At 62.8% G+C, this 22012-nt stretch carries 16 protein-coding genes and 1 riboswitch; of the genes, 5 read left to right on the forward strand and 11 right to left on the reverse strand.

Annotated elements, in window-relative coordinates; translation table 11 throughout:
• Window positions 1–3 precede the first annotated feature (3 nt).
• The 4 genes from S4A8_RS03710 to S4A8_RS03725 are packed head-to-tail and all read right to left on the reverse strand — an operon-like array spanning window position 4 to window position 7298.
• Complete coding sequence (locus S4A8_RS03710) at window positions 4–1146, reverse strand: MlaE family ABC transporter permease (protein WP_353219081.1); 1143 nt, start codon at window positions 1144–1146, stop codon at window positions 4–6.
• A gap of 29 nt (window positions 1147–1175) precedes the next feature.
• Complete coding sequence (locus S4A8_RS03715) at window positions 1176–2732, reverse strand: efflux transporter outer membrane subunit (protein ID WP_353219082.1); 1557 nt, start codon at window positions 2730–2732, stop codon at window positions 1176–1178.
• Window positions 2725–5880 carry an efflux RND transporter permease subunit gene (locus S4A8_RS03720; RefSeq protein WP_353219083.1) on the reverse strand — a complete coding sequence of 1052 codons (3156 nt, stop codon included), beginning with the start codon at window positions 5878–5880 and terminating at the stop codon, window positions 2725–2727. Before S4A8_RS03720 ends, S4A8_RS03715 begins: the two co-directional genes overlap by 8 nt.
• Window positions 5881–5882: 2 nt before the next feature.
• Complete coding sequence (locus S4A8_RS03725; RefSeq protein ID WP_353219084.1) at window positions 5883–7298, reverse strand: efflux RND transporter periplasmic adaptor subunit; 1416 nt, start codon at window positions 7296–7298, stop codon at window positions 5883–5885.
• Between the two features lie 127 nt (window positions 7299–7425).
• Here S4A8_RS03725 and S4A8_RS03730 point away from each other — a divergent pair, with 127 nt between their 5' ends.
• Window positions 7426–8121, forward strand: coding sequence for a TetR family transcriptional regulator (locus S4A8_RS03730; protein ID WP_353219085.1), 696 nt, complete (start codon window positions 7426–7428; stop codon window positions 8119–8121).
• Window positions 8122–8173: 52 nt separating this feature from the next.
• Here S4A8_RS03730 and S4A8_RS03735 read toward each other — a convergent pair whose 3' ends face one another.
• From S4A8_RS03735 to tkt, 6 genes are all read right to left on the reverse strand, one after another.
• A complete protein-coding gene (locus tag S4A8_RS03735) occupies window positions 8174–8998 on the reverse strand; it encodes a SanA/YdcF family protein (protein WP_353219086.1) in 825 nt (274 codons plus the stop codon).
• 177 nt (window positions 8999–9175) lie between these two features.
• Window positions 9176–10354, reverse strand: coding sequence for a vWA domain-containing protein (locus S4A8_RS03740; protein ID WP_353219087.1), 1179 nt, complete (start codon window positions 10352–10354; stop codon window positions 9176–9178).
• A gap of 431 nt (window positions 10355–10785) precedes the next feature.
• Window positions 10786–11628, reverse strand: coding sequence for an AAA family ATPase (locus tag S4A8_RS03745; protein ID WP_353219088.1), 843 nt, complete (start codon window positions 11626–11628; stop codon window positions 10786–10788).
• 143 nt (window positions 11629–11771) lie between these two features.
• The gene (locus S4A8_RS03750) at window positions 11772–12953 is read right to left on the reverse strand and encodes a phosphoglycerate kinase (RefSeq protein WP_353219089.1); all 1182 of its coding nucleotides are present in this window, start codon (window positions 12951–12953) and stop codon (window positions 11772–11774) included.
• Window positions 12954–12979: 26 nt separating this feature from the next.
• Window positions 12980–13987, reverse strand: coding sequence for a type I glyceraldehyde-3-phosphate dehydrogenase (gene gap / locus S4A8_RS03755; RefSeq protein WP_353219090.1), 1008 nt, complete (start codon window positions 13985–13987; stop codon window positions 12980–12982).
• Window positions 13988–14059: 72 nt separating this feature from the next.
• Complete coding sequence (gene tkt, locus S4A8_RS03760) at window positions 14060–16060, reverse strand: transketolase (RefSeq protein ID WP_353219091.1); 2001 nt, start codon at window positions 16058–16060, stop codon at window positions 14060–14062.
• Between the two features lie 575 nt (window positions 16061–16635).
• On the opposite strand from tkt, the gene S4A8_RS03765 reads away from it, so the two are divergent.
• Both S4A8_RS03765 and S4A8_RS03770 read left to right on the forward strand, forming a co-directional pair.
• On the forward strand, window positions 16636–17592 hold the full coding sequence (locus S4A8_RS03765) for a ferritin-like domain-containing protein (RefSeq protein ID WP_502950705.1): 957 nt from the start codon (window positions 16636–16638) through the stop codon (window positions 17590–17592).
• Window positions 17593–17775: 183 nt separating this feature from the next.
• Entirely contained in the window at window positions 17776–18834 is a 1059-nt protein-coding gene (locus tag S4A8_RS03770; RefSeq protein WP_353219093.1) for a potassium channel family protein, read from the forward strand.
• A 78-nt stretch (window positions 18835–18912) separates the two neighbouring features.
• On the opposite strand, the gene S4A8_RS03775 is transcribed toward S4A8_RS03770, so the two are convergent.
• Window positions 18913–20070, reverse strand: a complete 1158-nt coding sequence (locus S4A8_RS03775) for a methionine aminotransferase (RefSeq protein ID WP_353219302.1) — start codon at window positions 20068–20070, stop codon at window positions 18913–18915.
• 98 nt (window positions 20071–20168) lie between these two features.
• Window positions 20169–20314, forward strand: a riboswitch (FMN riboswitch).
• Between the two features lie 74 nt (window positions 20315–20388).
• Here S4A8_RS03775 and ribB point away from each other — a divergent pair.
• Together ribB and S4A8_RS03785 are read left to right on the forward strand one after the other, a co-directional pair.
• On the forward strand, window positions 20389–21030 hold the full coding sequence (gene ribB, locus S4A8_RS03780; RefSeq protein WP_353219094.1) for a 3,4-dihydroxy-2-butanone-4-phosphate synthase: 642 nt from the start codon (window positions 20389–20391) through the stop codon (window positions 21028–21030).
• Window positions 21031–21098: 68 nt separating this feature from the next.
• Window positions 21099–21890 carry a MerR family transcriptional regulator gene (locus S4A8_RS03785; protein WP_353219095.1) on the forward strand — a complete coding sequence of 264 codons (792 nt, stop codon included), beginning with the start codon at window positions 21099–21101 and terminating at the stop codon, window positions 21888–21890.
• Window positions 21891–22012 lie beyond the last annotated feature (122 nt).

Here is a 22012-nt window from a genome sequence, read left to right on the forward strand (position 1 = left end):
GGCCTAGACCCCCAACGCGTTCGTGCACAGCGCGAAGATCGCATCGATCACGATAATACCGATAATCGACACCACCACGGTGCGGGTGGCCGCGCGCCCCACTTCGGCGGCGTTACGCCCGGCGCGCATGCCCAGATAACAACTGGCCAGGGCGATGAGGATGCCGAAACACACCGCCTTGATGAAACCGATCACGAAGTGGCGCATCGCCACCGCGTCCTGCAGACGGCCGAGAAAACTCGCCGGCGAGGTATTGAGCACGACATCGGCCACGAGCATGCCGCCGCCAATACCGAGTGTGGCGGCATAGATAAACAGCAGCGGCATCATCAGCGTCATCGCGGTCAGACGCGGCAGCACCAGAAATTCGAACGGCGACACGCCGATCATGCGTAGCGCATCGATTTCCTCGTTGGCTTCCATGGTCGCCAGATGCGCGGCAAAGGTCGCGCCAATGCGCCCGGCCATGATGAACGCGGTCATGATCGCGGCCATTTCGCGGGCCACCGCGATCCCGACCAGATCGGCCAGATACAGTCCGGCGCCGAAAGCGGCCAGCTGAACCGCGCCCACGAAGCCCAGCACCGCGCCGATCAGCAGGTTGACGACCGTAACCACCGGCAACGAGGCGGCCCCGGTTTCACGAATGAGGGCCATGAAATCGACCCAGCGCGCCTGCGCCTTGCCGACTGCGAGCTTGGGGGTGGCCGCGAACGCATTACCGATGAGCTCGGCGGTATGGGCGACCGAAGCCACACGCCGACCGCCGCGTTTGCCCAGTCGGTTGAGCCAGTGACTGCGCTCGCGTGCATTCTGATCGCTGTCGGCCGGGCGCGCGAGGGTAACCAGCGCATCGACGCTTTGCGGCAGCGACTGGTAGCGCACATCGCACGCCTGCTCGCGCAGTTGCGCGTTGACGCCATAGACCACTGCGGCAACCCGCGGGTGGGCACTGGCGAGTTCGCTGCCGTCGACGAGCACCGGCATGTCCGCGTCGCGACGTGCCTCAAGCAGCTGTGCGGTCAGGCTCTGGACGGTCGGCACATGAAGTGCTGCGCCCCAGTCGCCCGCCAGCAGCAGGGCGACGCCGTCAGAGCGCGCTTCGATGCGATACAGATTCGACGTAGGCGACGCGACGTGCGGCACAAAGGCTCGATAGGAAACGAACGGGTTTCCTATTCTGACACGTCACGCGCTTCAGGTTCTGTGCGATCGTCCGATTGCGGGCCATAGGAGTCGCTGACCGCCTGCAGACCATCGTTCAGCGAATCGCTGTTTTCGGTCCAGCCGCCGCCGAGCGCCTTGAACAGATCGGCCGTTGCGGTGAAGCGGTCACGAATCGCCTCGGCCAGATCCAGCTGCGCCGAGAACAATTGACGCTGGGCATCGAGCACGTCGAAAAACGCCGTGCGCCCCACGTCGTAACGGATCTGGGCGAGCTCCACGGTTTCGCGATAGGCATCGACCTGGCGCTGAACCGATTCCACCCGCTCGTCGGTAAGGTTGACCGCGACCAATGCGTCACGCACTTCGGCGAAGGCCTGGCGCAAGGTCTGGCGATAGGAGATTTCGGCCGCTTCCTTCTGCGCGATCGCGGTTTCGTAATTGGCCTGACGACGCCCGAAATCCAGAATCGGCGCAGTGATCGTGCCGGCGATACTCTGGGTTTCGGAATACGGCTCGAACAGATCGTCCACGTCGATGGCTTCGGTGCCGATCATCGCGGTCAGATCGAAGGTCGGGAAAAACTGCGCCTTGGCCACGCCTACGCTCGCATTGGCCGCGATCAGCTGCGCCTCGGCGGCGCGAATATCGGGCCGGCGTTCGACCAGCAGCGACGGAATCACCACCGGCAGATCATCGGGCAGATGCAGGTCTTCGAACGACCCATCGTCGATCTCGGCCCCAGCCAGAATCTCGGCCGGCGACCGGCCGGTGAGAATCGCCAGCGCAGATCGCAGCTCGCTGGCCTGCTGTTCGAGCGGCGGCAGCTGTGAGCGCGCGGTTTCCAGCAACGAACGCGTCTGCAATAGCGTCAGTTTGTCGATGGCACCATATTTATAACGCTGCTGATCGAGTTCGAGACCGCGCTCGCGGGTGGCGATGGTTTCCTTGGTCACCCGAATCTGGCGTTCGACCGCGCGCAGCGACATGTAGTTGGTAACCACATCGCTGACCACGCCCAGACGAATCGAGTCCTGGGTATAGGCCGAAGAGAGCAGTGCGGCGCGGGCCTGCTCGCTGGCACGACGCAGGCCGCCGAACACGTCGAGCTCATAGCTCAGCGTCGCGGCGACCGAGAAATAGTCCGAGCGCCGACCCGCGCTCGGTGTACCCGAAGAGCCGCCGGCCCCCGCGCCGACGCCGCTACTGCCGGAACCCGCGCCCCCCTGACCGATATAGCTGCTTTTCTGACGGGCAGCCTGGGCCTGTGCCGAGATACTCGGGTAGAGGTCGGCGTTGGTCAGCCCCAGCTGGGCACGTGCCTCACGAAAACGTGCGGCCTGCAGGGCGACGTCGAGGTTGTCGTCCAGCGCGTCGTCAATCAGCTCGTTGAGCACCGGATCGCGATACCGCGTCCACCAGTACGCCAGTTCCTGGCGCTGGCTCTTGCTCAGCAGCGTCGAGTCGAACGCCGAATCCGGCAGGTCGATATCAGGGCGCTGATAATCCGGGCCGAGCGTACAGGCCGACAGGCCGGCCACGGCGAGCAGCAGCAGGGCCTTACGCATTGGAATTCCCTTCATCGTCATGTTTCTTTTTGATCAAACGTCCGACCCGTTCCGAGCCGCGCTCGACCAGATCATAGAACAGCGGCACGAATAGAATGGCAAAGAACGTAGCCGCCAGCATGCCACCAACCACAGCCGTACCGATGGCATTACGGCTATTCGCCGACGCGCCAGTGGCCAGCGCCAGCGGTACACAGCCGAGAATGAAGGCCAGCGACGTCATCACGATTGGGCGAAAACGCAATTTGGCTGCTTCAAAGGCAGCGGCCGCAGGCGACTTGCCCTCTTCGCGCGACATAACCGCGAACTCCACGATCAGAATCGCGTTCTTGGCGGCCAGACCGATCAGCACCAGCAAACCCACCGAGAAGTAGAGGTTGTTATCGATACCCCGAAACCAGACAGCCACGAAGGCGCCCAGTGCGGCGAATGGCACCGCGGTGATCACCGCCAGCGGCAGCGTCCATTTCTCGTACTGGGCCGCCAGAATCAGGAACACCATGATCATGCCGAACAGCACGGCGATCCCGCCCGATCCGGCTGCGGTTTCTTCCTGATAGGCGGTGCCCGTGAAACTCAGCTGGTAATTGTTGCCGCCGAGCACATCGGCCACGACCTGCTGGATGGCCGCGTTCGCCTGGCCCGAACTATAGCCCGGCGCCGGCGAGCCCATGATCTTGGCCGCCGGGAAGATATTGAAACGCTCTACCACGTCGGCTGCAAGCCTGCGTTCATGGCTCACTAGCGAGCTCACTGGAATCATGTCGCCGGTGGTATCCGAACGGACGAATACCTTGGCCAGATCCTCCGGCTTTTCGCGATACGGCGCATCAGACTGGATATTGACCTGCCAGTTCCGCCCCAGATAGGTGAACTGGTTCACGTACAGCGAACCGAAAGTCGCCTGGAGGGTGGCAAACAGATCGTTGATCGGCACGCCCAGCGTCTTGGCTTTTTCGCGATCCACATCCAGTCGGTAGCGCGGCACGTTGGTCGTGAGGGTGGTGCGCACCTGCGACAGCTCGGGGCGTTTATTGGCCTCGGCCACCACCTTGCCGGCGGCCTCACGAATTTCGTTGAAGCTGTCGCCGGATTTGCTCTGCAAGTAGCCCTCAAAACCACCGGTCGTCGACAAGCCGATGATGGGCGGCGGGTTGAAGGCTATGATCTGGGCATCCGGGATCTGCGCGCCAAGGCCGAATGTCTGGCCTACGAGCGAAAATGAATCCTGTCCTTGGCCACCGCGCTCGTCCCAGTCCTTGAGCGTCAGGAAGGCGATACCGGCATAGGTACGTTGAGCGCCAGCCAGAAAGTCGTAACCGGCGACACCGACGATATCCTCGACCGCCGGCATGGCCTTGAGACTTTTGCTAATCACCTCATCGCGGACTTCTTCGGTACGTTGCAATGAAGCCGCCGGCGGCAGGGTATAGGTCGTGAAGATATAGCCCTGATCCTCCTGCGGCAGCAGACCGCCCGGCACCTGGGTGGACATGAACCAGGTCGCTACCAGCACGCCCACGAACAGCACCAGACCGAGAATCGCCCGGCGCAGCAGCAGATCGACGCCCCATAGATAGGCACCGGTCGCCTTTTTGAACATCTGGTTGAACTTGCGAAAGAACCAGTTGGGCGTTTTCTTGCGCGGCTTGAGAAACACCGCACACAGGGCCGGGGTCAGCGTGAGTGCGACCAGCCCCGAGAAGGCCACCGACACCGCGATGGTAATCGCGAACTGTCGATACATCTGGCCAGACAAACCGCCCAGAAAGCCGACCGGCACGAATACGGCCGCCAGTACCAGCACCACCGCGATCACCGGGCCACTGACCTCCTCCATGGCCTTGATCGCCGCATCCTTGGGCGACTTGCCCTCCTCCTCCATGATGCGTTCGACGTTCTCGATCACGATGATGGCGTCGTCCACGACAATACCGATCGCGAGAATCAGGCCGAACAGCGTGAGCAGGTTGATGGAAAAGCCGAGCGCATACATGCCCGCGAAGGTGCCGATCACCGACACCGGAATTGCGAGCAAGGGAATCAGCGTGGCGCGTACGTTCTGCAGGAACAAAAACACCACGAGCACGACCAGAATGATCGCCTCGATGAACGTGTGTTCCACGTCGGTAATCGAGGCATCGACGAATTTGGTCGTATCGAATGGAATCTCGTATTCCATGCCGTTGGGCAGATCCTTGCCCAACTCTTTCATCCGCGCGCGGATACGCTCCACGGTCGCCAGCGAGTTGGCGCCCGGCGCCAGATACACCGCGAACGGAACCGCCGGATTGCCCGAGAACGAACCACTGGTGCTATAACTCTGCGCGCCCAGTTCGACGCGTGAGACATCACCCAGGCGCAGCACCTGGCCGTTATCCTCGGTCCGCAGGATGATGTTCTTGAACTGCTCCGCGTTGGAGAAACGCCCCTCGGTACTGGCGGTGTATGTGAACGCGATTTCGTTGTCGTTGGGCATGGCACCGAAGCTGCCCGCCGCAAACTGCGAGTTCTGCTCCTGAAGCGCTGCCTGCACATCAGCCGGAGTGAGCTGATAACGCGCCATCTTGCTCGGATTGAGCCAGATGCGCATGGAATAATCCTGCGAACCGAACAGCCGCGCATCGCCCACGCCTTCGACACGCTTGAGTGCGTCGATGACGTTAACCAGCGCATAGTTACTGATATACGTGGTATCGAAGGTCTGATCGGGCGAGAACAGCGTGAGCACGGTGAGAATGTTGCTCGAGCGCTTGTCGACCTGCACGCCGGTGTTGCGCACCGTCTGCGGCAGCTGCGACAGCGCCGCCTGCACACGGTTGTTGACGTTGATGGTGTTCTGATCGGGATCGGTGCCGATCGCGAACGAAACCGAGATCTGCAGCGTGCCCGCATCCGACGCCGTCGACGTCATGTAGAGCATGTCCTGGACGCCGTTGATCTCCTGCTCGAGCGGCGCGGCGACGGTTTCGGCAATATCCTCGGCGCTGGCGCCCGGGTAGGTCGCCTGGACCACCACCTCCGGCGGCACCACGTCCGGATACTGGGCAATGGGCAGCCCGCGCATGGCCATCAGGCCCGCGAGCGTGATCACGATCGAGAGAACGGTCGCGAATACCGGCCGTTCGATAAAGAAACGAGAAATCATGGTTAGCTGCCCCGACCGACGTTGGCGGCATAGGCGTCATCGGTGCGATACGTCGGGCGCGTGCGGGTCTGCGAACGCGGGTTGTCGATCCGCTGCAACGGCTCGCGCGGGCTCAGACGCAGTGCGCGCCCCTCGACCCCGGCCACCGCCTTGTCGGACGGCTGGGTCGAGGCCGATTCGCCGACCGGTTCCTGTGGCGCGTTGTTGCCATCGGCGCCGGCATCGTTCTTGCCACCCGCGCTTTCATTGCCCTGGTCGGACTTGACCTTGACCGCCGCACCCGGCTTGAGCTGTCCCAGGCCCGAGACGATGACCTGCTCGCCGCCGGACAGACCGGATTCCACGAGCCGGCCTTCCTCGACGGAGGGCCCTAGCTTCACTTTCACGGCCTTGGCCTTGCCGTCGTCACCCACGATGAAGACCTGGGTCTGCTGCTCACCATCGGACACCGCCACATTCGGCACGACGACGGCGTTATGTCGTGTATCCAGGCGAATGCGCGCGCGCACGTAACGGCCCGGCATCAACCCGTTGTTCGTGTTCTCGACCACCGCGCGCAGCTGTACCGTACCGGTTTCCGGATTGATCGTGCTCTGGGTGAAATCCACCACGCCTTTGGCCGGGAACTCGTCGCCGCTGGGCAGAATGATGGTCGCTTCGCGCGTGCGTTCGCTGGTGCGCTGCGCGCCCATCGCCGCCAGCGCCTTGTTGCGCGCGATCGCGTCGTCCTCCGGCAGCGCAAAGAGCACCTGAACCGGATCGAGCTGAGTAATGGTGGTCAGCTGGGTGCCGTTACTCACCAGCGCGCCCTCGTCGACATCGCGCAGGCTGGTCACACCGGTCAGCGGCGCCCGCACCTTGGTATAGCCGAGATCGATCTGCGCGGCTTCGAGATTGGCCTGCGCCTGCTGAACCGATGCCTGTGCGGTTTCCAGTTGCGATAGCGAATCGTCACGTTCGGCCTCGCTGACCGCGTCCACCTCGTAGAGACGCCGTACGCGGGCCCAGTTGCGCTGGGCCTGGTTGAGCGTGGCCTTGGCGCTGGACAGCTCGGCCTTGCGCTGATTGACCACCGCCTGGAAGGGGCGCGCATCGATGGTGAACAGCATATCGCCCTTCTCGACGATCTCGCCTTCGTTATAGAAGCGTTTTTCCAGAATGCCCTCGACCCGCGCGCGCACTTCCACGGTACGGCGCCCGCGTGCGCGACCCGGGTATTCCGACATGATATCCACCGAATGGGGGATCACCGTATGCACGTCTACCGGGATCGGCGGCTGTTGCTGCTGGCCCGCTTGCGGGCCACCACCGCCGCCTTCGCCATTACAGGCCGAAAGCACGAATGCGAATACAACCAGACAGCAAACACGCAGGCCAAACGAGCCATCGCGCGCGAGCGCAGGAAAAGGGTGACGCATAGAACTATTCCCGAGGAACCGGAACAAGTAGATGAATCTACCATTAACTATACATACATTCGCGTATGTATGTAAGAAACTTTTTACGGTATGCTCTTCGACGTAAGCACGATGGGATGACCACACGATGGCACGACGCACCAAACACGAGTCTGCACAAACGCGCGAAACGATACTCGACGCGGCCGAAATCGAGATGCAGAAACGCGGTGTGTCGCAAACCTCGCTGGACCGTATCGCGCGCCGTGCCGAGGTCACGCGCGGCGCCATCTACTGGCATTTTGCCGATAAACGCGCCCTGCTCGAGGCGATGGTCGCACGAACCCATCTGCCCTTGCGCGATCTTCGTCAGTGTCTGAGCCAGCATATCCCGGGTAACGAGCCCCTCTGGCTGCTTCGCGAAATGATGCGCCACGGCCTCGAGCGTCTCGGCCACGATGCCCGCCATCAGCGGGTATGCCATATCGTACTCCATCGCTGCGAAGTCACCGAAGACGGTCACCCGGCGGATGCGCTAATTCAGGCGATGTTCGAAGATGCGCGCGAAGTGCTCGTCTCGCTATGCTCGGAAATCGCCGAGCTGGATCAGCTGCATTCGCAGCTGTCGGCCGCCAGCGCCAGCGATATGCTCATGGCCTTCATGTGCGGCCATTATGAATGCGTACTGCGCCATCCCGATACCTATGCCGCCGATCGGGACTGGGGCGTGCTGGTCGACGCCGCGCTACGCGGGCTGGTGACCCCTGCCGCGGCGGCTTCGCTCGACCAGCATGCGGCGAACCGTGCGCCCGAGGCCACCGCGCTGTCCCAGCATCATCACTAGGCCGGGCCGGACCCTGACCACCCGAGCGCTCGTCGCTACCGAAGGCGGTGGCTTACTCTTTATCGCGACGCTCGGAAGAAGCCGGCGCGCCCGCCCGCTGATCCGGATAGGCCAACGGCGGGCGCGGCGCCACGGCAATGCTCGGCCGGCGTAACGGCACGACATACAACGGCGCGATCGTCTGATCGGTCACCACGAAATCGAATACCGGCTCGCGCTCGATGATCTCGATACGCCGCGGCGGGCCGAGAAAGCGTGGCCCCGTGTCCAGCAAAAACAGATCGATCAATGCCTTGAAACGGGCCAGATACTCACGTGCCTCGGCCCGCAACGGCTGGCGCCGGTCTTCCTGGGCGCGGATATAGGCCACGGCATCGGCGCCGTTGTAGCGGGCGATGAACAGCGCGCGGTAGTCGTGATACCGCTGCGAGATGATCACGAAACGATCGAGTCCGAATACCTGCTGGGCGCGCACGATCGAGTCGAGCGTACGAAAGCCGGCAAAATCGAAGGTCAGCGCACTATCGGGCACGCCAAGCCGACGCAACGCCTGATACATCTTGCGCGGCTCGTTGTAAGTCCGATCCGGGTTGGCGCCGGACAACAGCAGATGCCGTACGCGCCCGGCGGCATAGAGCTCGGCTGCCGCCATCATCCGATGCGTGAACAACAGATTCTGGTTGCCGTAACGGGTGAACGGACTGGTGCCGAGCACGACGCCGACGTCGTGCACGTCCAGGTGGCTCATATCGTCGACGATGAACTCGCGCGTGGCCGATACAACCCAGGCGTTGGCCGCCATCATCAACAACAGCACACAGCCAAGCGCACTCAGAGCGAGCTTGACGATACGGCGAACCAGGTCGCTGCTGAACAAGGATGATTGAGACAAAACGGTCATCACGACGACTACGGCCCCAGGCGTTGGGCAGAATAGCGCGAAAACGCGCATGGTATCGCGCCTTGTCGAAATGCTGTCCAAACATCGGCGACGAGGGCCGATTTCGTCTTTACCCGTTTGCTAGTGCGCTGACCTTCACCAACGCCGGAGCAATCAGTCGGCCAGTTGTTCGATGGCCGCTTCGAGGCCGTCGAGGGTCATCGTATACATGCGATCGTCCATGAGCTCACGCGTCATCTGGATCGACGGTGTGTAGTCCCAGCGCTGGCGCGGCTCGGGATTGAGCCAGACCGCGTTCGGAAAACTCTCCAGCAGCCGTTGCAGCCACACCGCGCCGGCTTCGGCATTCCAGTGCTCGACCGAACCGCCCGGATAGGCGATCTCGTACGGGCTCATGGTCGCATCGCCCACGAAAATGGCCTTGTAGTCCGACGTATAGGTATGACAGACATCCCAGGTCGCATGCTGCTGGGTGCGCCGGCGGCGGTTGTCGCGCCACAAGCCCTCGTAGGGGAAATTGTGAAAATAGTAGTACTCGAGATGCTTGAACTCGGCACGCGCTGCCGAGAACAGCGATTCCACGGTGGCGACATGGTCGTCCATCGAGCCGCCGACATCGAAAAAGATCAACAGTTTTACCGCATTGCGCCGTTCGGGCCGCATATGCAGATCTAGATGGCCGGCATTCTTGGCGGTCGCACGAATGGTGCGTTCCATATCCAGTTCTTCGTCCGCGCCTTCACGGGCGAAGCGACGCAGCTTGCGCAGCGCCATCTTGATATTGCGCGTGCCGATCTCCTGGGAACCGTCGAGGTTGGCGAACTCGCGCTTGTCCCAGACCTTGACCGCACGACGATGGCGCGAGCCCTCCTGGCCGATGCGGATACCTTCCGGGTTATAGCCATAGGCGCCAAACGGCGACGTGCCCGCCGTGCCGATCCACTTGCTGCCGCCTTCGTGGCGCTCACCCTGCTCTTCGAGGCGCTTCTTGAGCGTTTCCATGAGCTTGTCCCAGCCGCCCATGGCCTCGATCTGAGCTTTCTGCTCCTCGGAGAGTTCGAGCTGCTGCAATCGCTCCAGCCACTCATCCGGAATATCGGTGGTCAAATCCTCGGTGGCGGCCTGAATCCCCTCGAAATAATGTCCGAAGACCTGATCGAAGCGATCGAACTTGGTTTCGTCCTTGATCAGCGTCGCCCGCGACAGATAGTAGAAGTTCTCCACGCTCATGCCGCCGACGTGATGATCCAGCGCTTCGAGCAGCGTCAGGTATTCGGTCACCGACGGCTTGAGGCCGGCGTCGCGCAGTTCGTAGAAGAATTCGATCAGCATGTTGATTCAGGCAGTAGATGACCGCGTGGCGTAAGCACAAAGACACGAAGACACTTGGTTACGTATGAAACTCAGTTGCGCACTCAAGCAGGCAGATTGTCCGCAAATGAACGCGAAGACACGCGAATAAGTCGAAAAACCGATCGCGCCGAGGCCCGGGGGCCCGCTGTTCACGCCGCATGCTGAACTTTGTACATAATCAAGAGAACACGTGTGCGCAAATGAAAAGACAAATGGCCGTAAATAAGACAAAGCGCCCCGGTACGTCTTACCTCCACCGTAGGCATTCATCCACGTTCATCTGCACACGCGATTGTCGCTATACGCGTACCCAAACGCCTGACGAACGTTCAACGTAGCGAAACATACGCGCGCTGTCTGGCTTTCATTTGCGCGCATTGGCGTTTATTTGCGGACACCCGTGCCTTGTTCTAACGCCGCGTCATGAACGCCAGACGCTCGAACAGATGCACGTCCTGCTCGTTTTTGAGCAGCGCGCCGTGCAGCGGCGGCAGCGCATCGCGTGCATTCTTGGAATGCAGCGCCTCGGCCGGAATGTCCTCGGCCAGCAGCAGCTTGAGCCAGTCGAGCAGTTCCGAGGTCGACGGCTTTTTCTTGATGCCCGGCACATCGCGTACATCGAAGAACAGATCCATGGCGTCGGAAAGCAGCTTCTTCTTGATGTTCGGGAAATGGACATCGACGATCTCGCGCATCGTGTCCTTGTCCGGGAACGAAATGAAGTGGAAGAAGCAGCGGCGCAGAAACGCGTCCGGCAGTTCCTTTTCGTTGTTCGAGGTGATGATGATGATCGGTCGATGGCGTGCTTCGATGGTCTGATGGGTCTCATAGACATCGAAGGCCATGCGATCGATTTCGCGCAGCAGATCGTTCGGAAATTCGATATCCGCCTTGTCGATCTCGTCGATCAGCAGCACCGGCTGGGTATCGCAGGTAAAGCATTCCCACAGCGGGCCCGGCACGATGTAGTTGGCGATATCGTGCACTTTCTCATCGCCGAGCTGCGAATCGCGCAGCCGCGATACCGCATCGTATTCATAGAGCCCCTGCTGGGCCTTGGTGGTCGATTTGATATGCCACTGGAAGAACGGCTTGTCGAGCGCAACCGCCACTTCCTCGGCCAGCATGGTCTTGCCGGTACCCGGCTCGCCCTTGATCAGCAACGGCCGCTGCAGGGTCGCAGCCGCATTCACGGCGAGTTTCAGATCGTCGGTGGCGACATAGCGCTCGGTACCGGTAAATTGCGTGGTCATAAACGTGAATCGCGGTTGGAGTTCGGATCGATCGCGGGGGCGACCAAACAGTCAGTGTCGTAGAAATGAAACGCCTTTTCAATAAAGACGCTGAATCAAAACGCCCGGCGCGAAGACCGGGCGTGGGATCAGCTCGACGCCGTTTACTCGCCGGCGCGTTGCTCTAGCACGGCAATCGCCGGCAGCGTCTTGCCTTCGAGGAACTCGAGAAAGGCCCCGCCGCCGGTCGAGATATAGGACACATCATCCTCGATGCGGTATTTCTCGATCGCAGCCAGGGTATCGCCGCCGCCGGCGATCGAAAACGCCTCGCTACGGGCGATCGCTCGGGCCAGCACATGGGTACCGCCGCCGAACTGGTCGATTTCGAACACGCCCAGCGGGCCATTCCAGACGATGGTGCCCGCGTCCTTGAGGATCGCGGCAATGCGATCGCGGCTTTCCGGGCCGAAATCGAGGATCATTTCGTCGTCTTCGATTTCGCTGACCGGACGTACTTCCGGATGTGCCTCGGGCGAGACTTCCGTCGCCGTGACCACATCGGTGGGCAACGGAATCTCACCGCCACGACGACGGATTTCGCGATCGACCATGCGGGCCGCGCCGACCAGATCCGGCTCGTAGAGGGATGCCCCCACGTTGTGCCCTGCCGCAGCGAGGAACGTATTGGCGATACCGCCGCCCACGATCAGCTGGTCAGCCACATTGGCCAGGCTTTCCAGCAGCTCGAGCTTGGTCGACACCTTGGAGCCGCCCACGATCACTACCAGCGGACGGGCCGGATCGCCCAGCGCGGCTTCGAGTGCTTCCACCTCGGCCGACAGCAACGGTCCGGCACAGGCCACCGGCGCAAAACGGGCCACGCCTTCGGTGGATGCCTGGGCACGATGAGCCGTACCGAAGGCATCCATTACGAAGACATCGCACAGGGCAGCCATCTTGCGTGCCAGCGTTTCGTCGTTGGCTTTTTCACCGACGTTGAAGCGCACGTTCTCGCACATCACGATCTCGCCCTCGCCGACCTCGACGCCATCCAGCCAGTCGCTGACCAGCGGCACATCGCGGCGAAGCAGTTCGCCCAGATAGCGGGCCACCGGCGCAAGGCTGTGCTCGCTGTCCGGCTGGCCTTCCTTGGGGCGGCCGAGGTGCGACATGACCATAACGCGGGCACCGGCGTCCAGTGCTGCCTGGATGGTCGGCACCGACGCTTTCAGGCGCCCGGCCGAACTGACCTCGCCGTTGGCGAACGGCACGTTCAGATCCTGGCGGATCAGCACCCGCTTGCCGGCCAGATCCACGTCCTGCATCTTGAGCATGGCGGTCATGTCGCGCTCCTCGATCGTCGTCGTGCTTAACCGGCGTTGGCCAGCGCCAGCGCGGTATCGAGCATACGGTTGGAGAAGCCCCACTCGTTGTCGTACCAGGAGCAGACCTTGATCAGCTTGCCGCCGGCGACCTTGGTCAGCGGTGCATCGACCGTCGAAGAAGACGGATCGTGGTTGAAGTCGCTGGAGACCAGCGGCGCTTCGCTATAGGCGAGCACGCCCTTGAGCGGGCCTTCGGCAGCCTGCTTGAGCACGGCGTTGACTTCTTCGACCGTGGTGTCCTTGGACACCTGCGCGGTCAGATCGACCATCGAGACATTGATCGTGGGCACGCGCACGGCAAAACCGTCGAGCTTGCCGTTGAGCTCGGGCAGCACCAGGCCGACGGCCTTGGCCGCGCCGGTGGCGGTCGGGATCATGCTCTGGGTGGCACTACGCGCGCGACGCAGGTCCTTGTGATAAACGTCGGTGAGCACCTGATCGTTGGTGTACGAGTGGATGGTGTTCATCAGCCCGTATTCGATACCGAAGGCGTCGTGCAGCGGCTTGACCAGCGGCGCCAGGCAGTTGGTCGTGCAGGAAGCATTCGAGATGACCTTGTCGTCGGCGGAGATCGTGTCGTGATTCACGCCGTAGACCACGGTGGTGATATCGCCGGCGGGTGCCGAGATCAGCACTTTCTTGGCGCCGCCGTCGAGATGCGCGCTGGCCTTCTCCTTGCTGGCGAACAGGCCGGTGCATTCCATGACGATATCCACGCCCAGTTCACCCCAGGGCAGATCCGCGGGATTGCGCTCACCGAGCACCTTGATCTTGTCGCCGTTGACGACCATGTACTCGCCTTCGATCGAGACCTCGCCCGGGAAACGCCCGTGGGCCGTATCGTACTGGGTGAGATGGGCGTTCGCCTCGGCGTCACCCAGATCGTTGATGGCCACGATCTCGATCTCGCCATTACGACCCGCTTCATACAGCGCGCGCAGTACGTTGCGCCCGATACGACCGTAACCGTTGATGCCGACTTTGACTGCCATAGCTACCTCTTTCTATCGATCTGGCCGCTTCGCCGCGGCCAGGAAACACATGAATTCGAATATGTTGACTGACTAGCCCAGCTGAGCGCGCAGCGCCGCGAGCACGCCGTCGACGGTCACACCCATCTCGGCATAGACATCGCCCGCCGGCGCCGACGAGCCGAAATCGTTCACGCCCACGACCTGCCCGTTCGCGCCGACAAAGCGATACCAGCTGTCGCTGACCCCGGCCTCGACCGCCACACGGGCAGTAATGTCCGCCGGCAGCACCGATTCGCGATAGTCCGCGCTCTGGGCATCGAAGACTTCCATGCAAGGCATGGAAACCACGCGTACGCCGACGCCTTCTTCGGCCAGGCGATCGGCCGCGGCCACCGCCAGCTCCAGTTCGGAACCGGTACCGATGATCAAGGCCTTGGCCTGACCCTCGGCTTCGCGCAATACATAACCGCCACGGGCGATCGCGGCCACCTGAGACGCATCACGCGGCTGGTGATCCACGTCCTGGCGCGAAAGCGCCAGCGCAGTGGGCCCGTTCTCGCGCTCGATGGCAGCCTGCCAGGCGACGGCGGTTTCCACGTCGTCGCCGGGCCGCCAGACATGCAGGTTGGGAATCAGCCGCAGACTGGCGATATGCTCGACCGACTGATGGGTCGGGCCGTCTTCGCCCAGGCCAATCGAGTCGTGGGTATAGACCAGAATATTGCGCGAACGCATGAGCGCGGCCATACGCACGGCGTTGCGCGCATAGTCGGAGAACGTCAGGAAGGTCGCGCCGAAGGGCGTGAAGCCGCCGTGCAGGCTCAGCCCGTTGGTGATCGCGGTCATGGCGAACTCGCGCACGCCGTAATAGACGTAGTTGCCGCTGTAATCGTCGGCGCTGATGGGCACATGACCCTTGAAATCGGTGCCGTTGGAACCGGACAGATCGGCCGAGCCGCCGATCAGCTCGGGCAGCAGCGCGGCATAAGCCTCGATCGCGGCCTTGGAAGACTTGCGCGTGGCCGTGCGCTTGCCTTCAGCCTGCACCTTTTCGATGAAGGCCCGGCACTGGGCCGGCCAGTCGCGCGGCATCTGCCCGGCCATGCGACGCTCGAACTCGGCCATGTCGTCGGCGTACTTGGCCGCATAGGCCGCGCGCGCGTCCTGCCAGTTCTTCTCGGCGGTCGCGCCGCGGTCGTGCTTGTCCCAGGCGGCATAGATGTCGTCGGGCACGGCGAAACGCGTTTCGTCGGCCCAGCCGATCTGCTTGCGGGCCGCAGCGATTTCCTCGTCGCCCAGCGCCGCGCCGTGTACACCCGCGGTGCCCTGCTTGTTGGGCGACCCCCAGCCGATGACGGTCTTGCAACAGATCAGGGTCGGCTTGCCGGTTTCCTGGCGCGCGGTTTCGATCGCGGTCTTGATCTCGTCGGCGTTGTGACCGTCCACGTTACGCACGACCTGCCAGCCATAGGCCTCGAAACGCGCCGGTGTATCGTCGGTAAACCAGCCGCGGGTTTCGCCGTCGATCGAAATCCCGTTGTCGTCGTAGAACACCACCAGCTTGCCCAGACCCAGCGTGCCCGCCAGCGAACAGGCTTCGTGCGAGATGCCTTCCATCAGGCAGCCGTCGCCGACAAAACACCAGGTGTAGTGATCGACCAGCGTGGCATCCGGATGATTGAAGCGCGCGGCAAGGGCGGCTTCGCCCAGCGCCATGCCCACCGCATTGGCCAGCCCCTGGCCCAGCGGGCCGGTGGTGGTTTCTACACCGGGCGTCATGAAGTTTTCCGGATGGCCCGGCGTTTTCGAATGCAGCTGGCGAAAGTTCTTGATGTCGTCGAGCGACAGGTCGTAGCCGGTCAGATGCAGTAGCGCATACTGCAGCATCGAGCCGTGGCCGTTGGACAGAATGAACCGATCACGATCGACCCAGTCCGGGTTGCCCGGATTGATCTTGATGTAATCGTTGAACAGGACTTCGGCAATATCGGCCATGCCCATCGGCATGCCGGGGTGGCCGGAGTTGGCCTGCTGGACAGCGTCCATCGACAGAATACGGATGGCGTTGGCGAGATCACGGCGTGCAGGCATCGACAATCCTATGACGCGGCTTGACAAAGGCCGTGCATTGTCTATTAAAGCGCCCAGACGGGCAACACGCGATTGGGGTTCGCAAACCCGACGCCGCCACCCGCCGCCGCGCGCAGATCGCGCACTCGCGCCCACTTACCGCCGCCGTCATCCAAATTTCATCAACCCGTCACCGGGTACGCCAGCGCCCATCGAGCGGCGCCATAAAAATCAGCGTTATCAGCTATTTGGTCTTTTATTCCCAATTTAATCATTAGCCATTACAGCTGAATCTCCAGAGAAAACAGCGATCAAGCAGCGTGTCGAGGCGTGGCCTTTGCGTTTGACCGTGCTAGCGTCAAGCAACGAGGTATTTCGATTACCGCCTCGTTCGGTGCGAGCCCCGCTCGCACCAGACCGATCGCACAAGGCTGTTCGCAGCCAGTCGCCCGATCGGTTACCAAGCACACTGGAGGAATCAGGTCATGGCAGATCAAAACGAACAAAAAACGACAAACCGCTCGCTCGGCATCGTCCACGGCAGCACCGGCAAGCCGATCAGCAGTTCACGGCGCCGCTTTCTTGCCAATGCCGGTATGTTTTCTGCCGGTCTGGCCGGCAGTTCGCTACTCGCTGCCTGTAGCGACAACGACGGCTCGGCCGTCGCCCAGGACAGCAACGACGCCGGCCCCGGCGATGCCGCGGTGCTGCAGTTCGCGCTCAATCTCGAATACCTGGAAGCCGAATATTATCTGCGCGCGGTGACCGGCAACGGGCTGATGGACGACGATACCGGCGGGGCGAACATGGCCGTGGGCACGGTGACCGGCGGGCGCGCGGTCAGCTTTACCACCGAGCCGTTGATCGGCCGCTACGCGGCCGAGATTGCCGCCGACGAACTCGACCATGTGCAGTTTTTGCGCGCGGGCCTGGGTGACGGCGTCATCGCGCGCCCACCGATCAACTTCACCGATGCCTTCAATGCCGCCGCGCAGGCGGCCGGACTGAGTGCGTTCGACCCCTTTGCCGATCCGCTGAGCTTTCTTATCGGCGCGTTCATTTTCGAGGATGTCGGGGTTACGGCCTACAAGGGCGGTGCACGTTTTCTGAGCAACCCGGATTTTCTCACCGCGGCCGCCGGCATCCTCTCGGTCGAGGGCTATCACGCGGGGCTGGTACGCACCCTCCTCACCCAGCGCCAGGACGAACCCTATGCTGACACCGGCCTGAGTGTCGGCGAAGTCGTCAACGCCATCTCCGGAGCACGTGACAACCTCGACGGCAGCGACGACCTCGATCAGGGCATCGGCGATTCGCAGACGAGCGTGTCGATCTACGGCAGCACGTATTCGGCGTCCAATATCGTGCCCACCGACGATAACGGCATCACCTTCAGCCGTACGCCGCAGCAGGTACACAACATCGTCTATCTCACGCCGGCGGCGCGCCCCGGCGGCGGTACGATCGGCAGCGGCAATGGCGGCGGCTTCTTTCCCGACGGCACCCGCGGCAGCCTGACCGCCAGTGCCGATAACAGCGGCAACCGCACCTAAAAGCCCTCACCAGGCGCACACGAAACCCCGGCCCCGAGCCGGGGTTTTCTATTTGCGCACCGCGGCCAGTATGCGCTCGGGCGTTCCAGGTCGCGCTCGCGCGACTCAGCGCGGATACGGATAGCCGGCGCCGCGCAAATCGATACGATCACGCGCTTGCGATTCGAAGAACGTGCCCGCGCCATGATTGAAACCCACCCGATCGCCGCATTGCTCGGCGCCCTGCTTGTGCTCGCCGTTGCCTATGACGGTGCGCGCACCACCCTGTCGGCCTCCACGTCCGGGCCGCTCACCCGGCGCCTGAGCGGCGCGCTCTGGCGCGGGCTGCTGTTCGTGCATCGCATCCGGCCACGCCATGGCATGCTCGAACGCGCCGGCACCTGGATCACGCTCGGGCTGATCCTCAGTTGGGTCGCAATCGCCTGGCTGGGGTGGTCACTGGTGTTTTGTGCCAGCCCGATGTCGATAGTGCATTCCACCACCCAGCTGCCTGCCAGCGTGATCGAACGGATCTATTTCGCCGGCTTCACGCTCACGACGCTCGGCGTGGGCGATATCGTGGCCAACAACAACTGGGCTCGACTGCTGACCGTGCTCGCCTCTGCCAACGGGCTGCTGCTGTTTACCATGTCGATTACCTATGCGATCCCGATCATTTCGGCCGCGACCGAAAAACGCCGGCTCGCGCTGAGCATAAATGCCATGGGCGAGAGCCCGTTCGATATCTGCCGCACCACCGTCGGTAGCGGCGATTTTGCGACCCTCGCCTCGCAGCTCGAGCAGATCGGCTCGGCTATCGCCGATGCCGGCCAGAAACATCTGGCCTATCCGATTCTGCATTACTTTCATAGCGCCGATACCATGACCGCGCTCCCGCTCGCCCTGGCCCGCCTCGATCAGACATTGACCCTCATCGATTGCGCGCATACCAACTTGCCGCAGGACACGCGAGCGCGCATTGCGATCACCCGGCGCAATATCGCCCATTTTCTGGGCACGCTGGAAAGCGCGTTCATCCGCCCCAGCGCCCAGACGCCGGAGATTCCGTCCCTCGACGATTTCCGTGCCTTCGATTTCTTTGCGGCAGCCCCCGAAACCGTTCGCCAGCAGCTCGATCAAACCGACCACCAGCGTCTGCTGCATGCCTATGTACGCGATGACGGCTGGCGCTGGGAGGCGATATGGCATGCCGATAACGCCGACGAGGCCGATACCGGCGATCCCGAAGAGCGCCAGCGCTAAGCCTTATAGGCGCTGCGTCGCGGCCCCGCTGCCGGCGCGCCCCGCGTGCGACCGACACGGATCCGAACCGGCAAGCGATCAGTGCCCGCCGCGAAGCGTCGCCAGGCGTTCGGCGCCCGCCACGAGCGTGGCATCGCGTTTGGCAAAGCACAGTCGCAGCAATCGCGTATCCGGCTTAGTTGCAAAAAACGGGCTCAGCGGTACGCCGACCACACCGGCCTCGCGCACGAGCCACTGGGAAAACGTTACATCATCGACATCGCGCACCGCGCGGTAGTCGACCAGCTGGAAATAGCCGCCCGGTACATCGCGTAGGGTGAGCGGCGTATCGGCCAACAGCGCGCGAAAACGATCGCGCTTGGCCTGATAGAAATCGGCCAGCTGCCGATGATGGTCGGGCTGGGTCTCCAGCATTTCGGCCAGTGCCCACTGCGCCGGCGCAAAGCTGGCAAAAGTCAGGTACTGATGCACCTTGCGCAGCTCCGCTGTCAGGGCGGGCGGCGCCACGCAGTAGCCGATCTTCCAGCCGGTGCAATGATAGGTCTTGCCGAACGAGCTGACCACGAAGGCGCGCGCGGCCAGCTCCGCATGGCGCGCCAGGCTTTGGTGCGCGTGGCCGTCGAACACCATGTGTTCGTAGACCTCGTCGGCCAGCACCAGGATCGACGTATCGCGCAGCAATTCGGCCAGACGCGCGAGATCGTCGGCCTGCAATACCGCGCCGGTCGGATTGTGCGGCGAGTTGACGATGATCATGCGCGTACGCGCACTAATAGCATCGGTGAGGCGTTGCCAGTCGATGGCGAAATCCGGCTGTGCAAGCGGCACGCGTACCGCCCGGGCATTCTGCAGCGCGATCGCCGGTACATAGCAGTCGTAAGCCGGGTCGAGCACGATGACTTCATCGCCCGCGCTCACCGTCGCCGCGATGGCCGCGAAAATCGCCTCGGTCGCGCCGGAGGTGACAGTGACCTCAGTCGCGGGGTCGGTGTCGCGCCCGTACAGCGCGGCGGTCTTGGCCGCAATCTGTTCGCGCAGCGCAGCCACGCCAATGCCCGGCGGATACTGGTTGCGGCCCTCGGCGACCGCGCGGGCGAGCGCTTCGCGCAGCGGTTCGGGCGGCTCGAAATCGGGAAAGCCCTGACCCAGATTCACGGCGTTGTATTCGGCAGCGAGATCGCTCATGACGCTGAATATGGTGGTGCCCACGCTCGGCAGTTTGCTGGCCAATTGCATATGCATGATCGCGGTGGTGGAAGCAGGCGAAATAGTAGGGCCTGTAACCCGCACATGCGACCCGATCTGACGCCAGCGCGCCGATCGGCTATACTCGCCGGCGTCTTCAGGGCGGGGTGTAATTCCCCACCGGCGGTATGTCGTAATCGACGAGCCCGCGAGCGCCTCGGTTTTCGATCGAGGGTCAGCAGATCTGGTGCGATGCCAGAGCCGACGGTCATAGTCCGGATGAAAGAAGACGCACGGCGGCCACCTGCGACGGGGCACGCCTTTCGCGCCTGTCGCCCTGAAACGTTGACTCAGCCAAGAGGACGTTTCATGCCCCACAATGATTTGCACAACCATCCCCGCCTGGCTGCGGCCATCGCCGCCTTTCGCGCCGGCGATCCGGTGTTGTTGCTCGACGATGCCGATCGCGAGAACGAAGCCGATATCGTCGCCGCCGCCGAAAACCTCAAGACCGAAACCATGGTCCGCATGATCCGCAACGGCAGCGGCATCGTCTGCCTGTGCCTGGATCAGGCCAGCGCCGACGCGCTCGAACTCGAGCCCATGGTGCGCGATAACCAGGCCCGCCACGGCACCGGTTTCACGGTGTCGATCGAAGCTGCCGACGGCGTGACCACCGGCGTATCCGCGATCGATCGCGTACGCACGATCGCGGCCGCGCTGGAATCGGTTGAGGGCCCGCGCCGTATCGTCAGCCCCGGCCATGTGTTTCCGCTGCGCGCACGCGCCGGCGGCGTACTGGAACGCCGCGGCCATACCGAGGGTTCGCTCGATCTGGCGATTCTGGCCGGGCTGCGCCCGGCATCGGTGCTCTGCGAGTTGATGAACGACGACGGCACCATGGCCGGCAATGCCGATATCCAGCGCTACGCCGAGGCGCACGACCTGCCGGTTCTCACCATCGAGGAGATCGCAGCCTATCGGGCCACGCGTACCGCGCGCTGCGCCTAGATCGTTTACGCGCCCATGGCACGGCATTTCCGGATGACGCCATCATCGCGTCGGGCTATCCTTTGCGTATGACTAGTGCTTCCAAGACAGCCGATCACGACACCGAGAGCACGCCGCCGGAGTTCTCGATCGATGCGCTGGCGCGCGCGACCGGCAGCACCGTGCGCAATATCCGCGCCTATCAGGATCGCGGGCTGCTACCGCCGCCCGAGCGACGCGGGCGCAAGGGCATTTATAACGACGCGCATCTGTCGCGGCTGCGTATCATCAATCGCCTGCTCGAACGCGGCTATACCCTGGCCAACATCGGCGAACTGATCGAAAGCTGGGAGCGCGGCAACGATATCGGCAGCCTGCTGGGCCTGGAAACCGCGGTCGCCAGCCCCTGGACCGACGAAGTCCCCGACTACGTCACCATGCCGGAGTTGCTCAAGAAATTCGGCGGCCAGTTTTCGCGCACCGCGTTGAAAAAGGCGATCGAGCTGGACGTCATCCGCCCGGAAGGCATGCGCTATCGGGTGCCCAGCCCGCGCATGCTGCATGCCGGTGCGGAACTGGTCGCCGTGGGTATTCCGCTTGAGGAAATGCTCGACGTGGTCGCCTATTTGCGGCGTAACGTCGAACAGGCCGCCGATGAAATGGTGCGTCTGGTCGCCATGCACGTGTTCGACCGCTACGGCGAAGGCCAGCTTCCGCCCAAGGAGCATATGCCCGAACTCGCCGATATCGTCTGGCGTTTTCGCCCGCTGGTGGAAATGGCCGTGCTGCCGGAAGTCGCGCGCGCCATGGGCCAGGCGGCCGACCGCCATCTAGGCGATCGGCTGGCGCTGCTCATGGAGCATCTTCACGACGCACGCTAGTACGCGGGCCGACTTCTCACCCTGCGTTTTTAAAGCCCGCTGGGCGCTGACCGACGGTCCGCGCTGGCGCGTGCGCGCGTACAACATTCGTATATCGCGATGACGTAATCGCCATGCGCGCC

It is taken from the genome of Salinisphaera sp. S4-8 (assembly GCF_040361235.1).
Lineage (GTDB): Bacteria > Pseudomonadota > Gammaproteobacteria > Nevskiales > Salinisphaeraceae > Salinisphaera.

What these genes read in the sequence shown, in the direction of transcription:
- S4A8_RS03720 (WP_353219083.1), bottom strand. Translation starts at nt 5,880, where the DNA reads ATGATTTCTCGTTTCTTTATCGAACGGCCGGTATTCGCGACCGTTCTC.
- S4A8_RS03770 (WP_353219093.1), top strand. Translation starts at nt 17,776, where the DNA reads ATGATTGAAACCCACCCGATCGCCGCATTGCTCGGCGCCCTGCTTGTG.
- tkt (WP_353219091.1), bottom strand. Translation starts at nt 16,060, where the DNA reads ATGCCTGCACGCCGTGATCTCGCCAACGCCATCCGTATTCTGTCGATG.
- S4A8_RS03725 (WP_353219084.1), bottom strand. Translation starts at nt 7,298, where the DNA reads ATGCGTCACCCTTTTCCTGCGCTCGCGCGCGATGGCTCGTTTGGCCTG.
- S4A8_RS03730 (WP_353219085.1), top strand. Translation starts at nt 7,426, where the DNA reads ATGGCACGACGCACCAAACACGAGTCTGCACAAACGCGCGAAACGATA.
- S4A8_RS03750 (WP_353219089.1), bottom strand. Translation starts at nt 12,953, where the DNA reads ATGACCGCCATGCTCAAGATGCAGGACGTGGATCTGGCCGGCAAGCGG.
- S4A8_RS03775 (WP_353219302.1), bottom strand. Translation starts at nt 20,070, where the DNA reads ATGCAATTGGCCAGCAAACTGCCGAGCGTGGGCACCACCATATTCAGC.
- S4A8_RS03715 (WP_353219082.1), bottom strand. Translation starts at nt 2,732, where the DNA reads ATGCGTAAGGCCCTGCTGCTGCTCGCCGTGGCCGGCCTGTCGGCCTGT.
- gap (WP_353219090.1), bottom strand. Translation starts at nt 13,987, where the DNA reads ATGGCAGTCAAAGTCGGCATCAACGGTTACGGTCGTATCGGGCGCAAC.
- S4A8_RS03765 (WP_502950705.1), top strand. Translation starts at nt 16,636, where the DNA reads ATGTTTTCTGCCGGTCTGGCCGGCAGTTCGCTACTCGCTGCCTGTAGC.
- S4A8_RS03785 (WP_353219095.1), top strand. Translation starts at nt 21,099, where the DNA reads ATGACTAGTGCTTCCAAGACAGCCGATCACGACACCGAGAGCACGCCG.
- S4A8_RS03740 (WP_353219087.1), bottom strand. Translation starts at nt 10,354, where the DNA reads ATGCTGATCGAATTCTTCTACGAACTGCGCGACGCCGGCCTCAAGCCG.
- S4A8_RS03745 (WP_353219088.1), bottom strand. Translation starts at nt 11,628, where the DNA reads ATGACCACGCAATTTACCGGTACCGAGCGCTATGTCGCCACCGACGAT.
- ribB (WP_353219094.1), top strand. Translation starts at nt 20,389, where the DNA reads ATGCCCCACAATGATTTGCACAACCATCCCCGCCTGGCTGCGGCCATC.